Here is a 16,058-nt window from a genome sequence, read left to right on the forward strand (position 1 = left end):
TTTTACTCCTTATTTAAAAAATACAAATTTTGGAAGCCCTAGCTCATCTTTTGGCATTTGTTTTGTTTCTGGGTCAAATATTGCATCATTTCGCTTATATTCAACAACTTTTTGGTTAAAGCTATCTGGCGTTAAGTCTCTAGCACTATTGTCTTTCATGGCTTGTCTGCTCGATGCCATTGCGCTGGTGTAATTGATATTTAGCTCATATTGCTGTTGCATATTTTCTAAAATTTTAAGCAGTATAGAATTTGTTAATGCTTGAGCCTGCTTTTGATTATTAGCTTTATTTAGTTGTTTTGCTAGACTTTTTAAATCATCTTGCATCTTTGCTCTAGAAAATCTGTTATCTTTGTCAGCATTATAAAAAACGTCTTGAAATTTTAGAAGATTGTTTGTTTTCTCTATATTATCTCTCTCTTGTAAAAACCTTTCCGCATTTTTAATATTGCTGATCTGTGCCTGATAGTTTGCTCGTTCTATTGGGTCAACTGCCTTATTCATTTTTTGGGTTAATTCTTCTATACTCTTGCTTATATTTGCTCCATTTTGCAAAGCAAAAATGCACCTATTTGCTTTGTCCTTTATTTTATTGCTTGACGTTTTTACAGTATGACTAAAAAATTGGCTATTTTGCTCTAAGAATGAGCAGGCTGTTTTAACTCTTGCTATATCCCCCATTATGTCTTGTGGTAAATTTTTTACATCTTCGTATATACTTTGCATTTGCGATATTAAACTTTGTGCATCGCCTAATATCTCATAAACGCTGTTCATATCTACACCAAGCTCTTGCATTTGTTTCTCGAAATTTAGTGTATCTTTTACCATCTGCTCGTATTGTTTGATCTGTTCTGCGTAGTCTTTCAGTGTTTGCGTGTATTCCATAACTTGTTGGGCTATCGCGGCTACGTCAATGGTTGGTATACCACTAGCATTAACACTACTTAAAAATAGTGAAGATGCTACGGCAACTGATATAATCATTCTTTTCATTATTTTTTCCCTTTTTTACTCATTTTTTATAAGCTCCTGCTTTGTTCTTGGTCTTTCTCTTTTGTCTTATTTAGTATTTTTTCTTTGCTCTGCGCTAAACTATCATTAACTTTTTTATAAAATTTAGGATAACTATTTTTAAAATTTGGCGTTTCTTTCTCTATTTCATTTAACATTTTATTTAATTTTTCGTATCCTTTTACATCAAGCCCTTTTTTAATTTCTTTTTCATACGTTGTTTTTAGTTTTGCGTAGTTTGCATGTTCGTTCTCTAATTCTTTTAAACCGCCCTTGACTTCTTTGCGTTGCTTATAAACTTCTTTAACCAGATCTCCCACTGCATCTTTAAATTTGGGACTATCAAAGGCTAGCTCTAGCTTTTCTTGTCGCTGGCGTTCTTTTGTTTCGCTTTCTTCTTTGCCCTGTCGCATCATCATTTCTAAACTTCTATCCATCTCCTGCAGAGCAGTCATTATGTCTTTTATATCGCCACTATTCATCAGATTGTCAATTGATTTTTGAAAGTTGGCTTCAAGTCTAGATTGTTCATCTCTTAATTTTTCAAGCTCTTTTTCGTGCTGGTTTTCTAGTTCATCAGCTTTTCTGCTCCAGTCTTCTTGTTCTGCTTCTCTTTCTTGTGAGTGTGTTGTAATTGCGACATCCAGCTTGGCTTCATTTTTATTCTCTAGCTCAGCTTCTTTTGCCTTGATCTGCTCATCTATCTTTTCTTTTTCTTTTAAAATTTCAAGGCTACTTTTTAGGGTGTCATTGCCGTCTATTTCATTCAGCTTATCGCTTACAAAGTCTCTCTTTTCTTTTGGGCTTTTAAATTCATTAAACTCAGCTTCTTTTGCCTTGATCTGCTCATCTATCTTTTCTTTTTCTTCTAGGGTATTAACGGCTTCATTCAAATTCTTATTTAATTTTAATTCCGCTGTTTCAAAAATAAATTTACGATTTATGTCTTGGATCGTGTATTCTTTTTCATTGTCGAAGTTCTCTTTTAAATCCATATCCATTTCTCTCATCGTGAGTATTTTAATTTTGTTGAGCTCTTCTGCGCTTATGTCTGTTTTATAGATATTGTTAATAGCTTCTCTTACTTCATTATCGTCGTTGCTACCATAAGCTGTATAAAATTCTCTCGCACATGCTACTGCACCTGTTTCGTTGCTTTTAAAAATTCCTGTGTTATCGATAGCTTCTTTGCATGCTAACACCTGCTCTTTTACACTGCTTTGTTTTATTTCTTCGGATGGCATCACCATTTCTTGCTCTTTAAGATAACTCCATTCAGCCAATTGATCTTGAGTTAGCTCTTCTGCCATTTTCTTTCCTTAAACGATAGATTATTTAATTAATTTTACCCTTTATTAAATTCAACTAACTTTTAAAAAGTGATATATAAAACAACTATTTTTAAGCTAAATTTAATAAAAGCCACAATCAATCTTTAAATGCTCTACAATCAAAAATAAGTGTTTAATGCTATCCTTTCTTTAAATTATTTTTTAAAAGCCAACACACCCCTTTAAAATCAATTTAAACGCTAATTCCTTTCTTAAATTTTTTCAACCTACAAAACAATAAAAAATTTAAAAACTCAAAACAACATAAAATAACTTTAAAAAATTTTTAAGCTTCTACTTATTCTATTAAAATTTAAATTTTCTTATTAACAACATCTCTAATAAAAAAATTTCTTTCCCTTTTTAAATTTTATGTATTTATATATTAGTGTTTAGCGTGGCGGACATTTTGTAAAATATTAAACTTTTTATTTAATTTTTCCTTAGTTAAAAATATCCCTATTTTTTGGTGTTTTTAATTAATTCTTTTTATTTATAACTTAAAATAAAAATAACAAATAAAAGGACATTTTGTAAAATAAAGCCATTAAAGCAAGGTATATTAAGCATTTATTAATATTTATTTCCCTTTATATGGTTATTTAAGCTTTAAAAGATATAAATACTCTTTTTTAAAAATCTTAAATAATAAAATTAATTTAAAGTAAATTTTTGTGTTATGTTTAAATTTTTGCTAAAATCACCGCATGAAAAATTTAGAAAAAAATAGAAATATATATATTAAGCATAATCGTTTTTATATTGACTATCAAAAGGATGGCGTAAGAATTCGCCGTGCCACTGGACTGAAAAAATCCCCTTTAGCATTTGATTTTATTCGAAAAAACTATAATTTATTTCTTGGCTCTGAAGAGGATATTGAACTTGCTAAGAGCAAATATTATGAGCTCGAGGATATGCAAACTGATCGCATAATCAGAAAAGGGGAGCAAAAGCTGGAGCCTATTAAAAATACTAGTGAGTTTAGCTTTGAGGGGATTATTTATAGATTGCTTAATGAAAAATCCTTTTTAAAGGATAAAACAATCAGGTTTTATAATGTTGCTAGTCAGGCTGTTATCGATTTTCTGCATTCAAAAAACATCTTTTACCTGTCCGATTTTGAAAGGCAGGATAGTATTGATTTTGTAAAATTTTGTAAAAACAAGGGCTTAAAAGATAGCTCAATTAATGGGTATTGCTCTTTTTTTAAAATGGTTTTTCGTTATGCTATTGCCAATGATATAATCTCAAAAAATCCATTCTATATACCTAGGTTCAAACAAGAATTACATAATGCCGACAATGGTGATTTTACCCCTTTTAATTTAAGTGAGATTTTGCAACTTATAAAACATGCCGAGGGCGAGCTACGCTTATTTTTAATAGTTGCATTCTTTACTGGGGCTAGGACTGGCGAGATTTTGGCTTTGACTTTTAATGACTTGGATTTTCAAAATAAGGAGATACGTATTAATAAAACTCTATCGGAGCTAGGTGTTTTGGATTCTCCTAAAACTAAATCCAGCAATCGTACAATCGATATGCTTGATATTGTTTATAATGAACTGATAAAACTCGATTATACCGATATTAATCAAAATATTTTTTCTCTTTCACGAGCAGTTATCAGATTAAAATTTAATGATTTGCAGAGATCCCTTGGCTTTAAAATACATAAGCTTTATGATACTAGACACTCATTCGCTTCTGTAATGTTAAGTCGTGGCGAGGAGCCGATGTGGGTTGGTTGTAAAATGATGGGTCATAAAAATTTAAATGAGACCTATCGCTCTTATGCTAAATATCTACCAAAAGATACTAGGCAAAGAGCAACTTTTTTAAAGAATATAGCAATTTAAAATTTTAAAAAAATAGACACTTTTTGATAAAAATATGCTATAATATACTAATTTAATTTAAAAAAGTAGATGACTTTTCACCCCTTTTTTATTTATTTAAATGCCTATTTTACGGCATTTCAGCTTATAAATAATAAAAATTTAAAAGAGTAGATTTTCTTCGGATGTTTTGTGAAGCTCTTCTAAAAGCTCCTCTTTTTGGCATAAAATCAATATATAGATAAAATTTTTAAGCTTTTTTATCTCGCTTAAATTTTTAAAGTAGATTGCGTTTTGTACTTTTAACAAAGAGCCTTCTGGCAAGCAAATTTTTATCTCATCAGGGCTAAATTTTTTATTTAAAAATATACTTTGGCTTATGAATAAATCTTCATCGCTTTCAGTAATTATGGCTCTAAAGCTATTTCCAAAACTAGTAGGAATAAAATTTTTATCTATAAAAATCGGGTCAAAATGCCCGTGAATCCTACCTTCGTAAGGCTTAAATGAAATTTTATTGCTATCAAGAAATTTTAAAAGCCCATAAAACATCCCAGCAAAAACTCGTGGTATGTTTAAGTTTTGATAGTATGTTTGCTTAAAGACCGTATTTGTAAAAAAGATCGAGCTTGGATTTATCTCGTGCATAGTTGTATCTGTGTAAATGGTCTCAAAAAGAGGCGATATTCGCTGAAGTGTTCTTGTATCATCGCCAAAAAAGATATCAAAGACCTTTACGTGAAAAATTTGATTAAAAAGCTCAGTGATATTTTTTGACATGACGTGTGCGTTAGAGCCGAGCTTTGATTTTTCTAAAAAGTCATTTATAAAAGGATTTACGGCGCAAAATTTTAAATCTTTGTGAGTAGCCTCAAATCTCATGAGTTTTATCATGGCAGTTTGTAAGCTACTAACTTTTAAAAAAGCGATCTCTTTGTCGATAATTGGCACATTGTCTTCGCTAATTATGGCGTATGCGCCTTGTTTAATCGCTGTTTCTATGTCGCTATCGTTTGCGTTTAAGCAAATATACGCAAAGCCACGTCTTACATGCTTTAGCTCGAAAACAAACTCGCTTACGCTAGTTATCGTCGGTGCGTTTAGAGCCTCGGCATTTATTAGACGAGTTAAATTTTCTATTGTCATTTAGCCAACGATCGCGCCATTTTTAACTTTACCTTGTGTACCAAGAAGTGTTAGCGAGCCATCAGATGCGCTTAGGATCATGCCTTGAGAGACATATTTTTTCATCATCGTTCGCTCTTTTAAATTTGCTAAAACGCAAACTTGTTTGCCCACAAGCGAGCTAGGCTCGTAGTATTTTGCGATGCCAGATAAAATTTGACGCGGCTGCTCCTCGCCAAGATCTATCTTAAATTTAAGCAGTTTCTCACTACCCTCGACTCTCTCGCACTCGAGCACTTCACCTACTTTTATCACCACCTTTGCAAAGTCATCAATGCTAATGATTTCGTCCTCTTTTTTCTCCTCTTTTGGCTCAGCTTTTACCTCAACCTTTGACTCATTTGCCTCGCTCATTAGCTCTTTTTCTATTCTTGGGAAAAGTGGCTCGGTAGCTTTTGCCACAAAATTTGAAATTTCATTTTTCAAAACAAGGCTTTCATAAGATACTGTGTCTATGCTAAAGCCAAGCGTGTCAGCTATCTTAGCACAAGTTTTTGGCATGGCTGGACTAAGCAGTATCGCCACTTTTGCAAGTAAATTTGCACAAAGTGCCACAAGTGCGTTTGCCTCGTCAGTTTTGCCAGCTTTTACAAGTGACCATGGCTCATACTTCGCAACGGCTGCATTTGCAAGCGTTACGACCTTCCAAAGATCCTCTAAATAGCGGTTTGTTGCTAAAATTTCTAAATTTTTTATAGCCTCATCAAGGTAGCCCTTCGCCTCATCAAGTTCGGCTTTGTGAAATTTGATCACGTCTTTTGAACCGATTTTATAGTCGCTATACTTTGCACTCATGCCAACAATACGGCTTAGCAAGTTACCAAGTCCATTGCCAAGTTCTGAATTTATACGCTCAATCAAAGCCTTTTGGCTGTAATCGCCATCTTGACCAAATGGTACTTCTCTAAGCAAAAAGTATCTGAAATTTTCAAGCCCGTAAGCGTTTGCGACCTCTCTTGGGTTTATGACATTGCCCTTGCTTTTGCTCATCTTTTCGCCATTTATAGTCCACCAGCCGTGGGCTGCTACGTGTTTTGGTAGTGGCAAGCCAAGACTCATCAAAAATGCCGGCCAGTAAACTGCGTGAAAGCGCAAGATGTCCTTGCCAACGATATGTGTCGTATATGGCCAAAGATCCATTTTAGCGTTATCTCTTGAGTATCCTAATGTTGTTAGATAGTTTATAAGTGCGTCAAGCCAAACGTACATAACGTGCTTGTCGTCATTTGCGCTCTTTGGTAGCTTTATGCCCCAGTCAAAGCTCGTTCTTGTTACCGAAAGGTCTTTTAACCCGCCTTTTACAAAGCTTACGACCTCGTTCTTCTTCCCCTTTGGGATAACGCAAAGCTCGTCGTTTTCGTACCATTTTAAAAGTGCATCTTCATATTTTGAAAGCTTAAAAAAGTAGCTCTCTTCTTTAACTAAAGATGTCACTCGGCCGCAGTCTGGACAGTGATTGTCTTCTAGCAGGTCTCTTTGGTTAAAAAAAGTTTCGCAGCTAACGCAGTAAAATCCCTCATATTCGCCTTTGTAAATGTCGCCATTTGCTTGCATCTTTTCAAAGACATTTTGCACGGTTTGTTTGTGCTCTTCGTCGGTTGTTCTTATAAAATGATCGTAGCTTATCTCAAATTCATCCCAAAGTGATCTAAATTTCGCACTGATCTCGTCGGCGTACTCTTTTGGAGTCTTGCCTCTAGCACGAGCCGCCTGCTCGATCTTTTGTCCATGCTCGTCTGTACCTGTCATAAAGTATGTTTCTTTGCCTTGCAAGCGGTTAAATCTAGCAAGTGTATCAGCGATGATAGTCGTGTAGGCGTGGCCAATGTGTGGCACGTCGTTTACATAGTATATTGGGGTCGTTATATAAGCTTTTTCTTTCATATTTTTCCTTATAATTTTAAAAATCAAATCCACCATCACTGCCAGTATTGCCCTTTGACATCGAGTTATAGCAGCTATTTACGTACTCTTTTCTTGTCTCGCAGTCAAAAAATACTTCGCAGTTAAAGCAGCTTTTTTGCCCTTTTTGGCTTTGACACTCTTGCAAAATTTTTGCTTTTTGCTTTAAGGCTAGTTCAAATGCGTCAAGTGACTCGCTTGCTTGTGTTTCTTGCATTATTTTTTCTCGTAAAATTTATGCAAAAGTGAAATTTCATCACGTGAGCCAAAAAAGCATGGCGTTGTTTGGTGAATTTTTTCTATTTTTATATCAAAAAGTGTTTGGTTTTTGCCGTTTGTCGTTGCGCCCTTTGCGTTTTCATATATGAAGGCAAATGGCAACACTTCAAAGACTACTCTTAGCTTACCATTTGGATGATCGCTCGTTGCTGGATAGCTAAAAAGGCCGCCACCTTTTAGCAAAATTTGATGCAAATCGCTCACCATCGCACCTGAGTATCTTAGTCTGTAGCCTTGGTTGAATAGCTCGTTTATAAAATTTCTATGCGTTTGGCTCCAGCCTTTTTGCGTGGCTCCCGTGGCGTTTAGCTTGCCTTTTTCTTTTAGCTCAAGCTCTTTTACAAATTTAAACTCGCCATCTTTGCCAAGTCTATAAAATTTAGGCAAAGTGCCCTTTTTCTCAGCAATTACAAGCTCAAGCCTTGGGCCATATATGCTGTAAGCTGCGGCTATTAATTTTTCTGGTTTTACCTCGTCTTCGTAGATGCCAAAGATCGAGCCAACGGCAAAATTTACATCAACTAAGCTTGAGCCATCAAGTGGATCGTAAGCGATGATAAATTTAGCGTTTTTATTGATCTCAAGCTCGTCCTCTTTCTCTTCGCTAATTAGCGCTTTTACGCAGGCAAGCTCCTTAAATTTAGCTGTGATGATCTCATCGCTTTTGACATCAAGCTTTAGCTGTGTGTCGCCGGTTGCGTTTTCGTGAGTTGTGTAGCCAAGATCGGCATATTTTATCACTTCGCTTATCTCTTTTGCGATCTCTTTTATGGTGTTAAAGATTTGGTTTAATTCTTGCATTATACAGCCTTTGCATTTTTGATTATCCACGCACAAATAGCGTCTATATCGTCTAAATTTATATTTTTTATCTTGTAAGGAATTTGTTTTTTGTATGTTGCGATCGCATCTGAAAAGCTAAGATATTTTTCATCTATTTCATCTTTAAAAACACTTAATCTTGGTAGTGGAAGCGTCTTTAACCCCTCGACTAATAGCATATCAAACTCGCCTAGCATTTTAATGACGTCGCTAATTTCTTGTGGATTTTGTGAAAAATAAGTTGTTCTAGTCGGACTCATCACCACCACATCTGCCCCAGTTTGAGAAAATTTAAAGCTATCCTTGCCTTCAACATCAAATTTAGCCTTGTCGCCTGGATCATGTTTTACTATCGCAACCTTTAAGCCATCGTCTATAAATTTCTTTGCAACTTTTAAAATAAGAGTTGTTTTTCCGCTATTTGAAGGACCAGAAAAAGCGATAGCAAGTCTTTTCATAAGAACCTTTTTTGTTAAAATTTCTCGCGATTATAACTTATGTTGGCTTTAAAATTTATGAGTGAAATTTAAAAATTAAAATGCTAAAATGGTAGAAATTTTAGAAATTCAAGAGTTTTTATGAGTAAATTTATATCGTTTTTTGTATTTATTTTGATGATATTTGGCTGTGCTGGTGAAAAAGTAATCGTGCATGAGCCGTTAAAAAATGAGCTTTTGGCTTACACAAGCAAGAGCGAGATCATTGATGGCACTGATAGAACGCTAATTGTAGCAACTTATTTAAATCCTATTTATAACTCAGATTTAGATGCAAGCAAAGAGCACTTTTTGGTAGCTATAAATCCAAAAGAGCACGCTAGTGAGCTAAAAAATATCAAGGTAAACAACGACTCAAATGCCACAAATGCAAGACTACTTGATGAAAATGACGAGATGCTAAAATTTGCTGGATTTTCTATGCCTTGGGCGCTCTATTATGAAGTGACCGCACCAAGCAAGCAAAGCGATGATCTCACTCTTAGTTTCGAAATTTATCAGTCAAAGCCGGTTTTGTTAAATTTTCGAAAAGTTGCGAAATCTTTATATTGGAACCAGTAAGCGCCATATAGATCACGTAGTTTGCAAGCACCTTTTTGCCGTAGTTTCTAGTCTCTGCGACTGGGACAAGCTCGATCGATAAAAACGGCTCAAATTTCCCCTCTTTAAACATATCATCTCTTGTGATAAGCTTTTTAGTAAAGCCAATACCGCCGTTGTACGCATATGCGGTAAAGAGAGGATGATAGAGAAATTTATCAAGATAGTTTAGGTGGTGATTTGCAAATTTAAATGCGACATCTGTTTTAAAAAGATCATCCTGGTCAAAATTTGGGATTTTTAGCTCTTTTTTACCGATCGCATTTGCAAGAAATGGCATAAACTGCATCATGCCAAGGGCGTATGAAGTAGAAACTACGCTTGGGATAAAGAGACTCTCTTGTCTAGCCAGAGCGTAGATCATTGACTTTCTCTCGTTACTGATGCCATCAAGCTCAGGAGAACTTGGCATCAAGAAGTATTGCTTCTCCCAGCCATGCGCCTTTTGCATGAAAAATGCATAGGCGCCGATGCTTTCGTTTGTATAAAATTTCTTAGCAAATTCGCTTGCTTGCGTGGCATTCATATCCTTTGCAAGGGCTGCAGTTTTGTTCCATAAAAACGGATCGCTTACGTCAAAATTTTCGATATTTTGCTTACTAGGCCTTGGTACGATGACCTCAAGTGGTTCACCACCGATCAAATCTCTTGCGTAAAGTGAGTATATATTCGCGTCCTTGCTGGCACTTAGCTCTTTTAAAAAGCTTTCGTTTTTGCTTATCTGGTACTGCCAAAAGGTCGCATTATCTCTTTGCCAAGCTCTTTCAAATGTGCTCTTGGCTCTTGCAAAAAGACTAAAAGCGATATCGTCTTGTCCTAGTAAAATCGCATTTAATCCAAGCGTAAAAGCGTCATTTTTTTCAGTGACAGCTGGATCGATGCTTAGCAAATTTCTCCTAAAGCCTTCATATTTTTTATTAAAAACAATATCGTTTAATAAATTTGTAAAGCCCTTTTGTGAGTAGAGCTTGGTCATGAAATTTGCATCAAAACTTTCGCTAAAAAGTATACTTTTATTTTGCGGGCTAGAGGCGTTAAATAGCTCTAAAAAGCTCTTTGTATCGTTTAAATTTGCAAAAGCTTTAGCCGGATTTGCTTCATTTAATACGAGTAAAATTTTTGATTTTTCTGGATTTGTCTTTGCAAGATTGGCTGCTAAAATTTCACGAGTGTGATTATCAAGCTTTAAGCTAAAAGTAATAGATGTTAGCAAATTTTGGCAGGTTAGATTTGCCTGGGTGATATTTTTTGTATTTACACCAGGGCATTTGCTAGGAGCCGCTTTCGGAGGTAAAATTTTATCGATTGATTTTTGAACAAGGCCCGCTTTTCTAAATACATCACGCGAAAGATCTGCGATCTGCTCTTTTGTATAGCTGCCCTCGTTAATAAGACGGTTGATGTAGTAGTCTTTTGCTAGGCTTTTTGGCTCGTTTTTTAGCTCTTCGTAGGTATAGATTTTAGCTAAAAGAGCAACACAGGCAAGAGAGAGAATACTAAAGTGACGCAGCAAAATCAAACAAAAGCCTTATTAAAAATTGATCTAAAAATTGAAGTGCTAAAAGTACGATAAGCGGAGTAAAGTCGATGCCACTAAAATTTGTTTTTATATAGCGTCTAATAAAGCTATAAACCGGCTCAGTTAGCCTATAAAGTAGCTGCACGACTGGCGAGCTAGGATCAGGTCTGACCCAGCTAATGAGCGCTGCTGCGATAATGACCCAAGTATAGACCGTGATAATAAGGTGCAAAATGTTTGCGATCGCTGAAAATAGGGTGGAAAGTATCATTTTTGCTCCTAGATTAAAATTTTGGCCAGATCATCTTTGATGAGCGGATAGAGCTCGCTTAGCTCAGGACCGTGAAGGTCGTTTGTAAGTAGCGCACGTAGTGGCATGAAAAAGTTTTTACCTTTTAAATTTGTAACGCTCATAAGCTCTTTTTTAAACTCATCAAATGTTTCGCAAGCTTTTAAATTATGAGCTGCTTTTTTGATTATCTCAAATTCGTTTTTATACTCTTCTGGAACTATTTTTGGTGAGTATATAGCCTCAACTTTTGCCTTTATCTCAGGCACTAGAGAGCTCTCTTGAGTGTAAAATTTAACTAGCTCAACTTTTCTATCATCCACGCCAAAGATCTCTTTTATGCGCTCTTTTGAAGCAAGCTTGATGTGTTCTCTATTTATCTGCTCAAGTTTTTTCACGTCAAATCTAGCAGGTGAGCGTGAAATTTTAGTTATATCAAACCACTTTACCGCATCTTCGATCGTAAAAATTTCGGTTGGAGTTTTGTTGCCAAGAAGTATCAGATAGTTTGCGATCGCCTCAGGTAAAAATCCCTGCTCAAAAAGCCATTTTACGCTTGATTCGTTCTCGCGTTTGCTCATTTTTTTACCCTCTATATTTAAAAGGATAGGCAAATGCGCGTAGTTCATCTTGCCAGTGTAGCCAAGCCCCTCGCGTATGAGGTCTTGCTTTGGTGTATTGCTCACGTGATCCTCGCCACGTATGACAAAGGTCACGCCTTCAAGCATATCATCAACTGCACAAGCAAAGTTGTAAGTTGGAGTCTTGTCTGCTCTCATGATGACAAAGCTATCAACAGCGTCTGGCTCGAAGCTTAGCTCGCCTTTGATCGCATCTGTAAAGCTCATAGTGCGTGTTGGCTTTTTCATGCGGATGACAAATGGCTTCTCGCAGTTTAAAACTTCAGCATCGCTTAATCTCTCGCAGGTACCGTCATATCTATATGCCACGCCTTGTTCTTTTGCTTTTTGTTTTTTTGCCTCAAGTTCTTCTTCGGTGCAAAAGCAAGCAAAAGCTTTTTTGTCGATGAGGAGCTTTGAAGCTAGCTGTCTGTGGAATTTTAAATTTTCACTTTGGATGTAAATTTGCTCTGGTTTTATGCCAAATTTGCTTAAAATTTCTAAAATATCTTTCTCTTTTCCCTCGATATTTCGCTCTTTGTCGGTATCTTCTATGCGTAAAATAAAGCCACTTTTATCTTGCAAAGAACAAATATAATTAAAAATAGCGGCACGTAAATTTCCTATGTGCATATCTCCTGTTGGAGAGGGTGCAAAACGATACATAAGCTCATTCCTTACGTTAAATTTTGAGTTTGGATTATAACACCAGCTTGATAAATTTAAAGTTATGTAATTTGATTTTTTTAGCCGAAGCAAAGCATTTCTTGAATAAAATCCGAACAAAAATTTAACATTTTTAGGAGAAACAATGAGTTTTATAAGCGAATTTAAAGAATTTGCGATGCGCGGAAATGTCATAGATATGGCTGTTGGTGTTGTTATAGGTGGCGCGTTTGGAAAGATCGTTTCATCACTAGTTGGTGATGTTATCATGCCTGTTGTTGGCGTTTTAACTGGTGGTGTAAATTTCACTGATCTTAAGCTTACACTAAAAGAAGCGGTAGAGGGAGCGCCTGCTGTTACGATAAACTATGGCTCATTTATACAAACAATGGTTGATTTTTTAATAATCGCATTTTGTATTTTTTGCGTCATCAAAGCTTTAAATACACTTAAAAATAAATTACCAAAAGAGGAGCCAGCTCCAGTAGAGCCTGAAACTCCAGCTGACATTATACTTTTAACTGAGATTAGAGATCTTCTTAAAAAATAAATTCTTAAATCAAAGGGAGAAAGCTCCCTTTGAAATCCGTTAAATTTTGTCCTATTTTTTATGCTAAAATGCTTTTTTATCTTAAAAGCGAGTGAAATATGATAGAACAAATCCCATTTTTTCAAGGCCTTAGCGCCGAGGACCTAGCCAAACTTGAAGCAATAAGCGTTGTTAAAAAATACAAAAAAGGCGAGTTTTTATTTATAGAGGGCGAGGAGCCAAAGTGGCTTACATTTTTGATAACTGGCTCGGTTAAACTTTATAAAACTACGGCAAATGGCAAGGAAATTTTTATCCATCAGCTTGCACCTATGAATTTTGTAGCTGAAGTTGTAAATTTTGAAAATATCCCTTATCCAGCAAGCGCCATTTTTACTATCTCCGGCGAGGTTTTAAAGATAAATTATGAAAAATTTGAAGCACAATTTTTAACAAAGCCAGAAATTTGCATGAAATTTCTAAAATCAATGGCTCAAAAGATAAGAATAACTACAAATTTACTCCACCAAGAACTAATACTAAGCTCCGAAGAAAAGGTGGCTAGGTTCATTTTAAATCATGAAGATCTATTTAATGAACTAAAGCATACAAAAATTTCATCAATACTCAATATGACTCCAGAAACTTTTTCGAGAATTTTAAATAAATTTAAAACAAATGGTTTGGTTAAACTTGATGAGAAGAACCAAATTCTGGAAAAAGATGTAGGTGGACTACAAGAAATTTATTCTTATTGAAAGTTAATATCAAATAAATATTTTCATTTACTTAAAGAAAAAATTTATATTTTTTTGGATAACATTCACCTAAAATTTTCGTAAAAATTTACGATATATTGATAAATTCAGGAGGAAATTTTGGCTGAAGTTAAGAAGAAATTTTTTGTTTGGTCATCTGTGATAATAGGCATCGTAATCGGCCTTATCGCTTCTATGGGCATAGCTGATGCACTTCACGCGACTGGTAGTGGCTACATCTGTACTATTTGTCACACGATGGATCCTATGAATGCTGCATATCATGAAGATGCACATGGCGGCAATAACAAGCTTGGCATAAAAGCTGAATGTTCAGCCTGTCACCTAAATCATACAAGTGCCTATACCTATGTACTTACAAAACTTAAAGTATCGATAAATGATGGCTATAAGACATTTTTTACAGATACGGACAAGATCGACTGGCGTAAAAAGCGCGAGCACGCATCTCACTTTGTCTATGATAGTGGATGTTTGACTTGCCACTCAAATTTAAAAAATGTTATTCAAGCTGGTAAATCATTCTTGCCACATAGAGATTATTTCGTTCTTGGAAATCCTAATAAGAAATCATGTGTTGACTGCCACGAGCATGTTGGTCACAAGAATTTAGGACTACAAATCGATAAATTTGAAGCAATTAAAAAACAAGAAAACAATAAAACCAAGTAAGGAGGAGAGATGTTTAAAAAGTCGCTAATGTTATTAGCCTGTCTAATGTCTTTTGGCTTTGCCGCAAACATGGATGCAAATAAATCTGACGCTTTAAACCTTAATGTTGTAAAAAACATTAAAGTTGCTCACAAAATGTCAGACTTATCAAAAAGCTGTGTTGAGTGCCACGCTAAAGAGACACCCGGCATAGTTGCCGATTGGAAAAATAGTCGCCACGCTCACGTTGGCGTAAGTTGTATGGATTGCCACTCTGTAAATGCAGATAATCCTATGGCTTCAGTTAAGGTGCATCCAAAAGATTCTAACAACCATGTTTCAATGCTAGTTAGCCCAAAAACTTGTGCTAAGTGTCACGAAAATGAGGTTGAAGAATCTGTTAAGAGTGGTCACGCAAGAGGTGCTATGCAAATGTATGCTAACCCTGCGATGGTAAAACTAATGTATCACTATGAAGGTATGGATCATCCAGAATACAAAATGGCTCCAGACGCTACTGGTTGTACACAGTGCCACGGAACCGTCATCAAACTAGACGCTGATCACAAACCTACAAAAGAGACTTGGCCAAACTACGGTATAGGTAATGTTTATCCTGATGGTGGCGTAGGCAACTGTAAATCATGCCACAGCGCACACACATTTAGCATAGCTGAAGCTAGAAAACCAGCTGCTTGTGCATCTTGCCACCTTGGACCTGATCACCCAGATATTGAGATTTATAACAACTCAATGCACGGACATATCTATAATAGCGAAGCTCACAAATGGAACTTTGATGCTGCTCCTGACACATGGGATGTACCAGACTTTAGAACTCCAACTTGTGCAGCTTGCCACATGAGTGGTGTTGGTGAAACAACAACAACTCACAATGTTTCAAGAAGACTAAAATGGAACCTATGGGGCGTCAGCAGTAAGCTAAGAACAGCTGGTGATGAACAAGCTGCTGTTGTTTACGAAAAAACTGGCAAACTAACCATAGGAACGCCACTTGCAGGTCATCCAAATGGACCAGAAGCAGCAAGAGCTGAGATGAAGCTAGTTTGTAAAGTTTGCCATACATCAACTCATACAGATAACTTCTTCATTATGGGTGATAAGCAAGTAGAGCTTTATAACGTTTACAGTGCTGAAGCAACTAAGATGCTTGAAGAGTTGAAGGCTAAAAACCTATTACTAGAAGATGCTTGGTCAGATGAATTCCAAGATATCTACTATCATATGTGGCACCATGAAGGTCGTCGTATGAGACAAGGCGCTCTAATGGGTGGTCCTGACTATTCACACTGGCATGGTGTATTCGAAGTTAAAAATGATATAAGAAAACTTCGTGAGATCTACAAAAAAAGAATGGAATCTGGTAAAGTAGAGTAATACTTTTTAAGGTGGGAGTTTTTCCCACCTTCTTTCTTAAATAACTATTAGATTTACTCAACTTAAATCATTTTTTATACGTTCAAAACTATACAATTTTTAAGACTAATAACATTAAAAGTAAGATATTAATTTT

Annotated in this window: 16 protein-coding genes; 6 read left to right on the forward strand and 10 right to left on the reverse strand. The window is 35.6% G+C overall.

Going from position 1 to position 16,058, the window contains the following annotated elements; genetic code table 11:
* Positions 1-9: 9 nt before the first annotated feature.
* Entirely contained in the window at positions 10-996 is a 987-nt protein-coding gene (locus CVT13_RS04970; RefSeq protein WP_107811805.1) for a type IV secretion system protein, read from the reverse strand.
* 26 nt (positions 997-1,022) lie between these two features.
* Positions 1,023-2,324 carry a hypothetical protein gene (locus tag CVT13_RS04975; RefSeq protein ID WP_234411974.1) on the reverse strand — a complete coding sequence of 434 codons (1,302 nt, stop codon included), beginning with the start codon at positions 2,322-2,324 and terminating at the stop codon, positions 1,023-1,025.
* Between the two features lie 728 nt (positions 2,325-3,052).
* On the opposite strand from CVT13_RS04975, the gene CVT13_RS04980 reads away from it, so the two are divergent.
* Positions 3,053-4,207, forward strand: coding sequence for a site-specific integrase (locus CVT13_RS04980; RefSeq protein ID WP_107811806.1), 1,155 nt, complete (start codon positions 3,053-3,055; stop codon positions 4,205-4,207).
* A 141-nt stretch (positions 4,208-4,348) separates the two neighbouring features.
* Here CVT13_RS04980 and CVT13_RS04985 read toward each other — a convergent pair whose 3' ends face one another.
* From CVT13_RS04985 to mobB, 5 genes are read right to left on the reverse strand one after another with little or no spacing between them, the layout of a single operon-like run.
* Positions 4,349-5,332: a ferrochelatase gene (locus CVT13_RS04985; protein WP_107811807.1), complete on the reverse strand. Its 984-nt coding sequence runs from the start codon at positions 5,330-5,332 to the stop codon at positions 4,349-4,351.
* Complete coding sequence (metG, locus tag CVT13_RS04990) at positions 5,333-7,255, reverse strand: methionine--tRNA ligase (RefSeq protein WP_107811808.1); 1,923 nt, start codon at positions 7,253-7,255, stop codon at positions 5,333-5,335.
* 16 nt (positions 7,256-7,271) lie between these two features.
* Complete coding sequence (locus CVT13_RS04995; RefSeq protein WP_021090564.1) at positions 7,272-7,490, reverse strand: hypothetical protein; 219 nt, start codon at positions 7,488-7,490, stop codon at positions 7,272-7,274.
* Complete coding sequence (locus CVT13_RS05000; protein WP_234411975.1) at positions 7,490-8,353, reverse strand: class 1 fructose-bisphosphatase; 864 nt, start codon at positions 8,351-8,353, stop codon at positions 7,490-7,492. The genes CVT13_RS04995 and CVT13_RS05000 overlap by 1 nt, the downstream gene beginning before the upstream one ends.
* Complete coding sequence (gene mobB, locus CVT13_RS05005) at positions 8,353-8,832, reverse strand: molybdopterin-guanine dinucleotide biosynthesis protein B (protein ID WP_103619175.1); 480 nt, start codon at positions 8,830-8,832, stop codon at positions 8,353-8,355. Before mobB ends, CVT13_RS05000 begins: the two co-directional genes overlap by 1 nt.
* Before the next feature lie 120 nt (positions 8,833-8,952).
* Between mobB and CVT13_RS05010 the strand changes: the two genes are divergently transcribed.
* Complete coding sequence (locus CVT13_RS05010; protein WP_103619176.1) at positions 8,953-9,432, forward strand: hypothetical protein; 480 nt, start codon at positions 8,953-8,955, stop codon at positions 9,430-9,432.
* On the opposite strand, the gene CVT13_RS05015 is transcribed toward CVT13_RS05010, so the two are convergent.
* The 3 genes from CVT13_RS05015 to gltX are packed head-to-tail and all read right to left on the reverse strand — an operon-like array spanning position 9,353 to position 12,565.
* Positions 9,353-10,990 (reverse strand): lytic transglycosylase domain-containing protein, encoded by a 1,638-nt coding sequence (locus CVT13_RS05015; protein ID WP_103619177.1) that lies wholly within the window; start codon positions 10,988-10,990, stop codon positions 9,353-9,355. The two genes, CVT13_RS05010 and CVT13_RS05015, sit on opposite strands and share 80 nt — an antisense overlap.
* On the reverse strand, positions 10,968-11,261 hold the full coding sequence (locus tag CVT13_RS05020; protein ID WP_103619178.1) for a YggT family protein: 294 nt from the start codon (positions 11,259-11,261) through the stop codon (positions 10,968-10,970). Before CVT13_RS05020 ends, CVT13_RS05015 begins: the two co-directional genes overlap by 23 nt.
* A gap of 8 nt (positions 11,262-11,269) precedes the next feature.
* Positions 11,270-12,565, reverse strand: coding sequence for a glutamate--tRNA ligase (gltX, locus tag CVT13_RS05025; RefSeq protein WP_107811810.1), 1,296 nt, complete (start codon positions 12,563-12,565; stop codon positions 11,270-11,272).
* Between the two features lie 145 nt (positions 12,566-12,710).
* On the opposite strand from gltX, the gene mscL reads away from it, so the two are divergent.
* From mscL to CVT13_RS05045, 4 genes are all read left to right on the forward strand, one after another.
* On the forward strand, positions 12,711-13,115 hold the full coding sequence (gene mscL, locus CVT13_RS05030) for a large-conductance mechanosensitive channel protein MscL (protein WP_107775949.1): 405 nt from the start codon (positions 12,711-12,713) through the stop codon (positions 13,113-13,115).
* A 98-nt stretch (positions 13,116-13,213) separates the two neighbouring features.
* Positions 13,214-13,852: a Crp/Fnr family transcriptional regulator gene (locus CVT13_RS05035; RefSeq protein WP_021086389.1), complete on the forward strand. Its 639-nt coding sequence runs from the start codon at positions 13,214-13,216 to the stop codon at positions 13,850-13,852.
* Positions 13,853-13,972: 120 nt separating this feature from the next.
* Complete coding sequence (locus CVT13_RS05040; protein WP_084040850.1) at positions 13,973-14,545, forward strand: cytochrome c3 family protein; 573 nt, start codon at positions 13,973-13,975, stop codon at positions 14,543-14,545.
* A 9-nt stretch (positions 14,546-14,554) separates the two neighbouring features.
* Positions 14,555-15,922, forward strand: a complete 1,368-nt coding sequence (locus tag CVT13_RS05045; RefSeq protein ID WP_107811811.1) for a multiheme c-type cytochrome — start codon at positions 14,555-14,557, stop codon at positions 15,920-15,922.
* The last annotated feature ends 136 nt before the right edge of the window (positions 15,923-16,058 follow it).

Source organism: Campylobacter concisus (assembly GCF_003049085.1).
GTDB lineage: Bacteria > Campylobacterota > Campylobacteria > Campylobacterales > Campylobacteraceae > Campylobacter_A > Campylobacter_A concisus_H.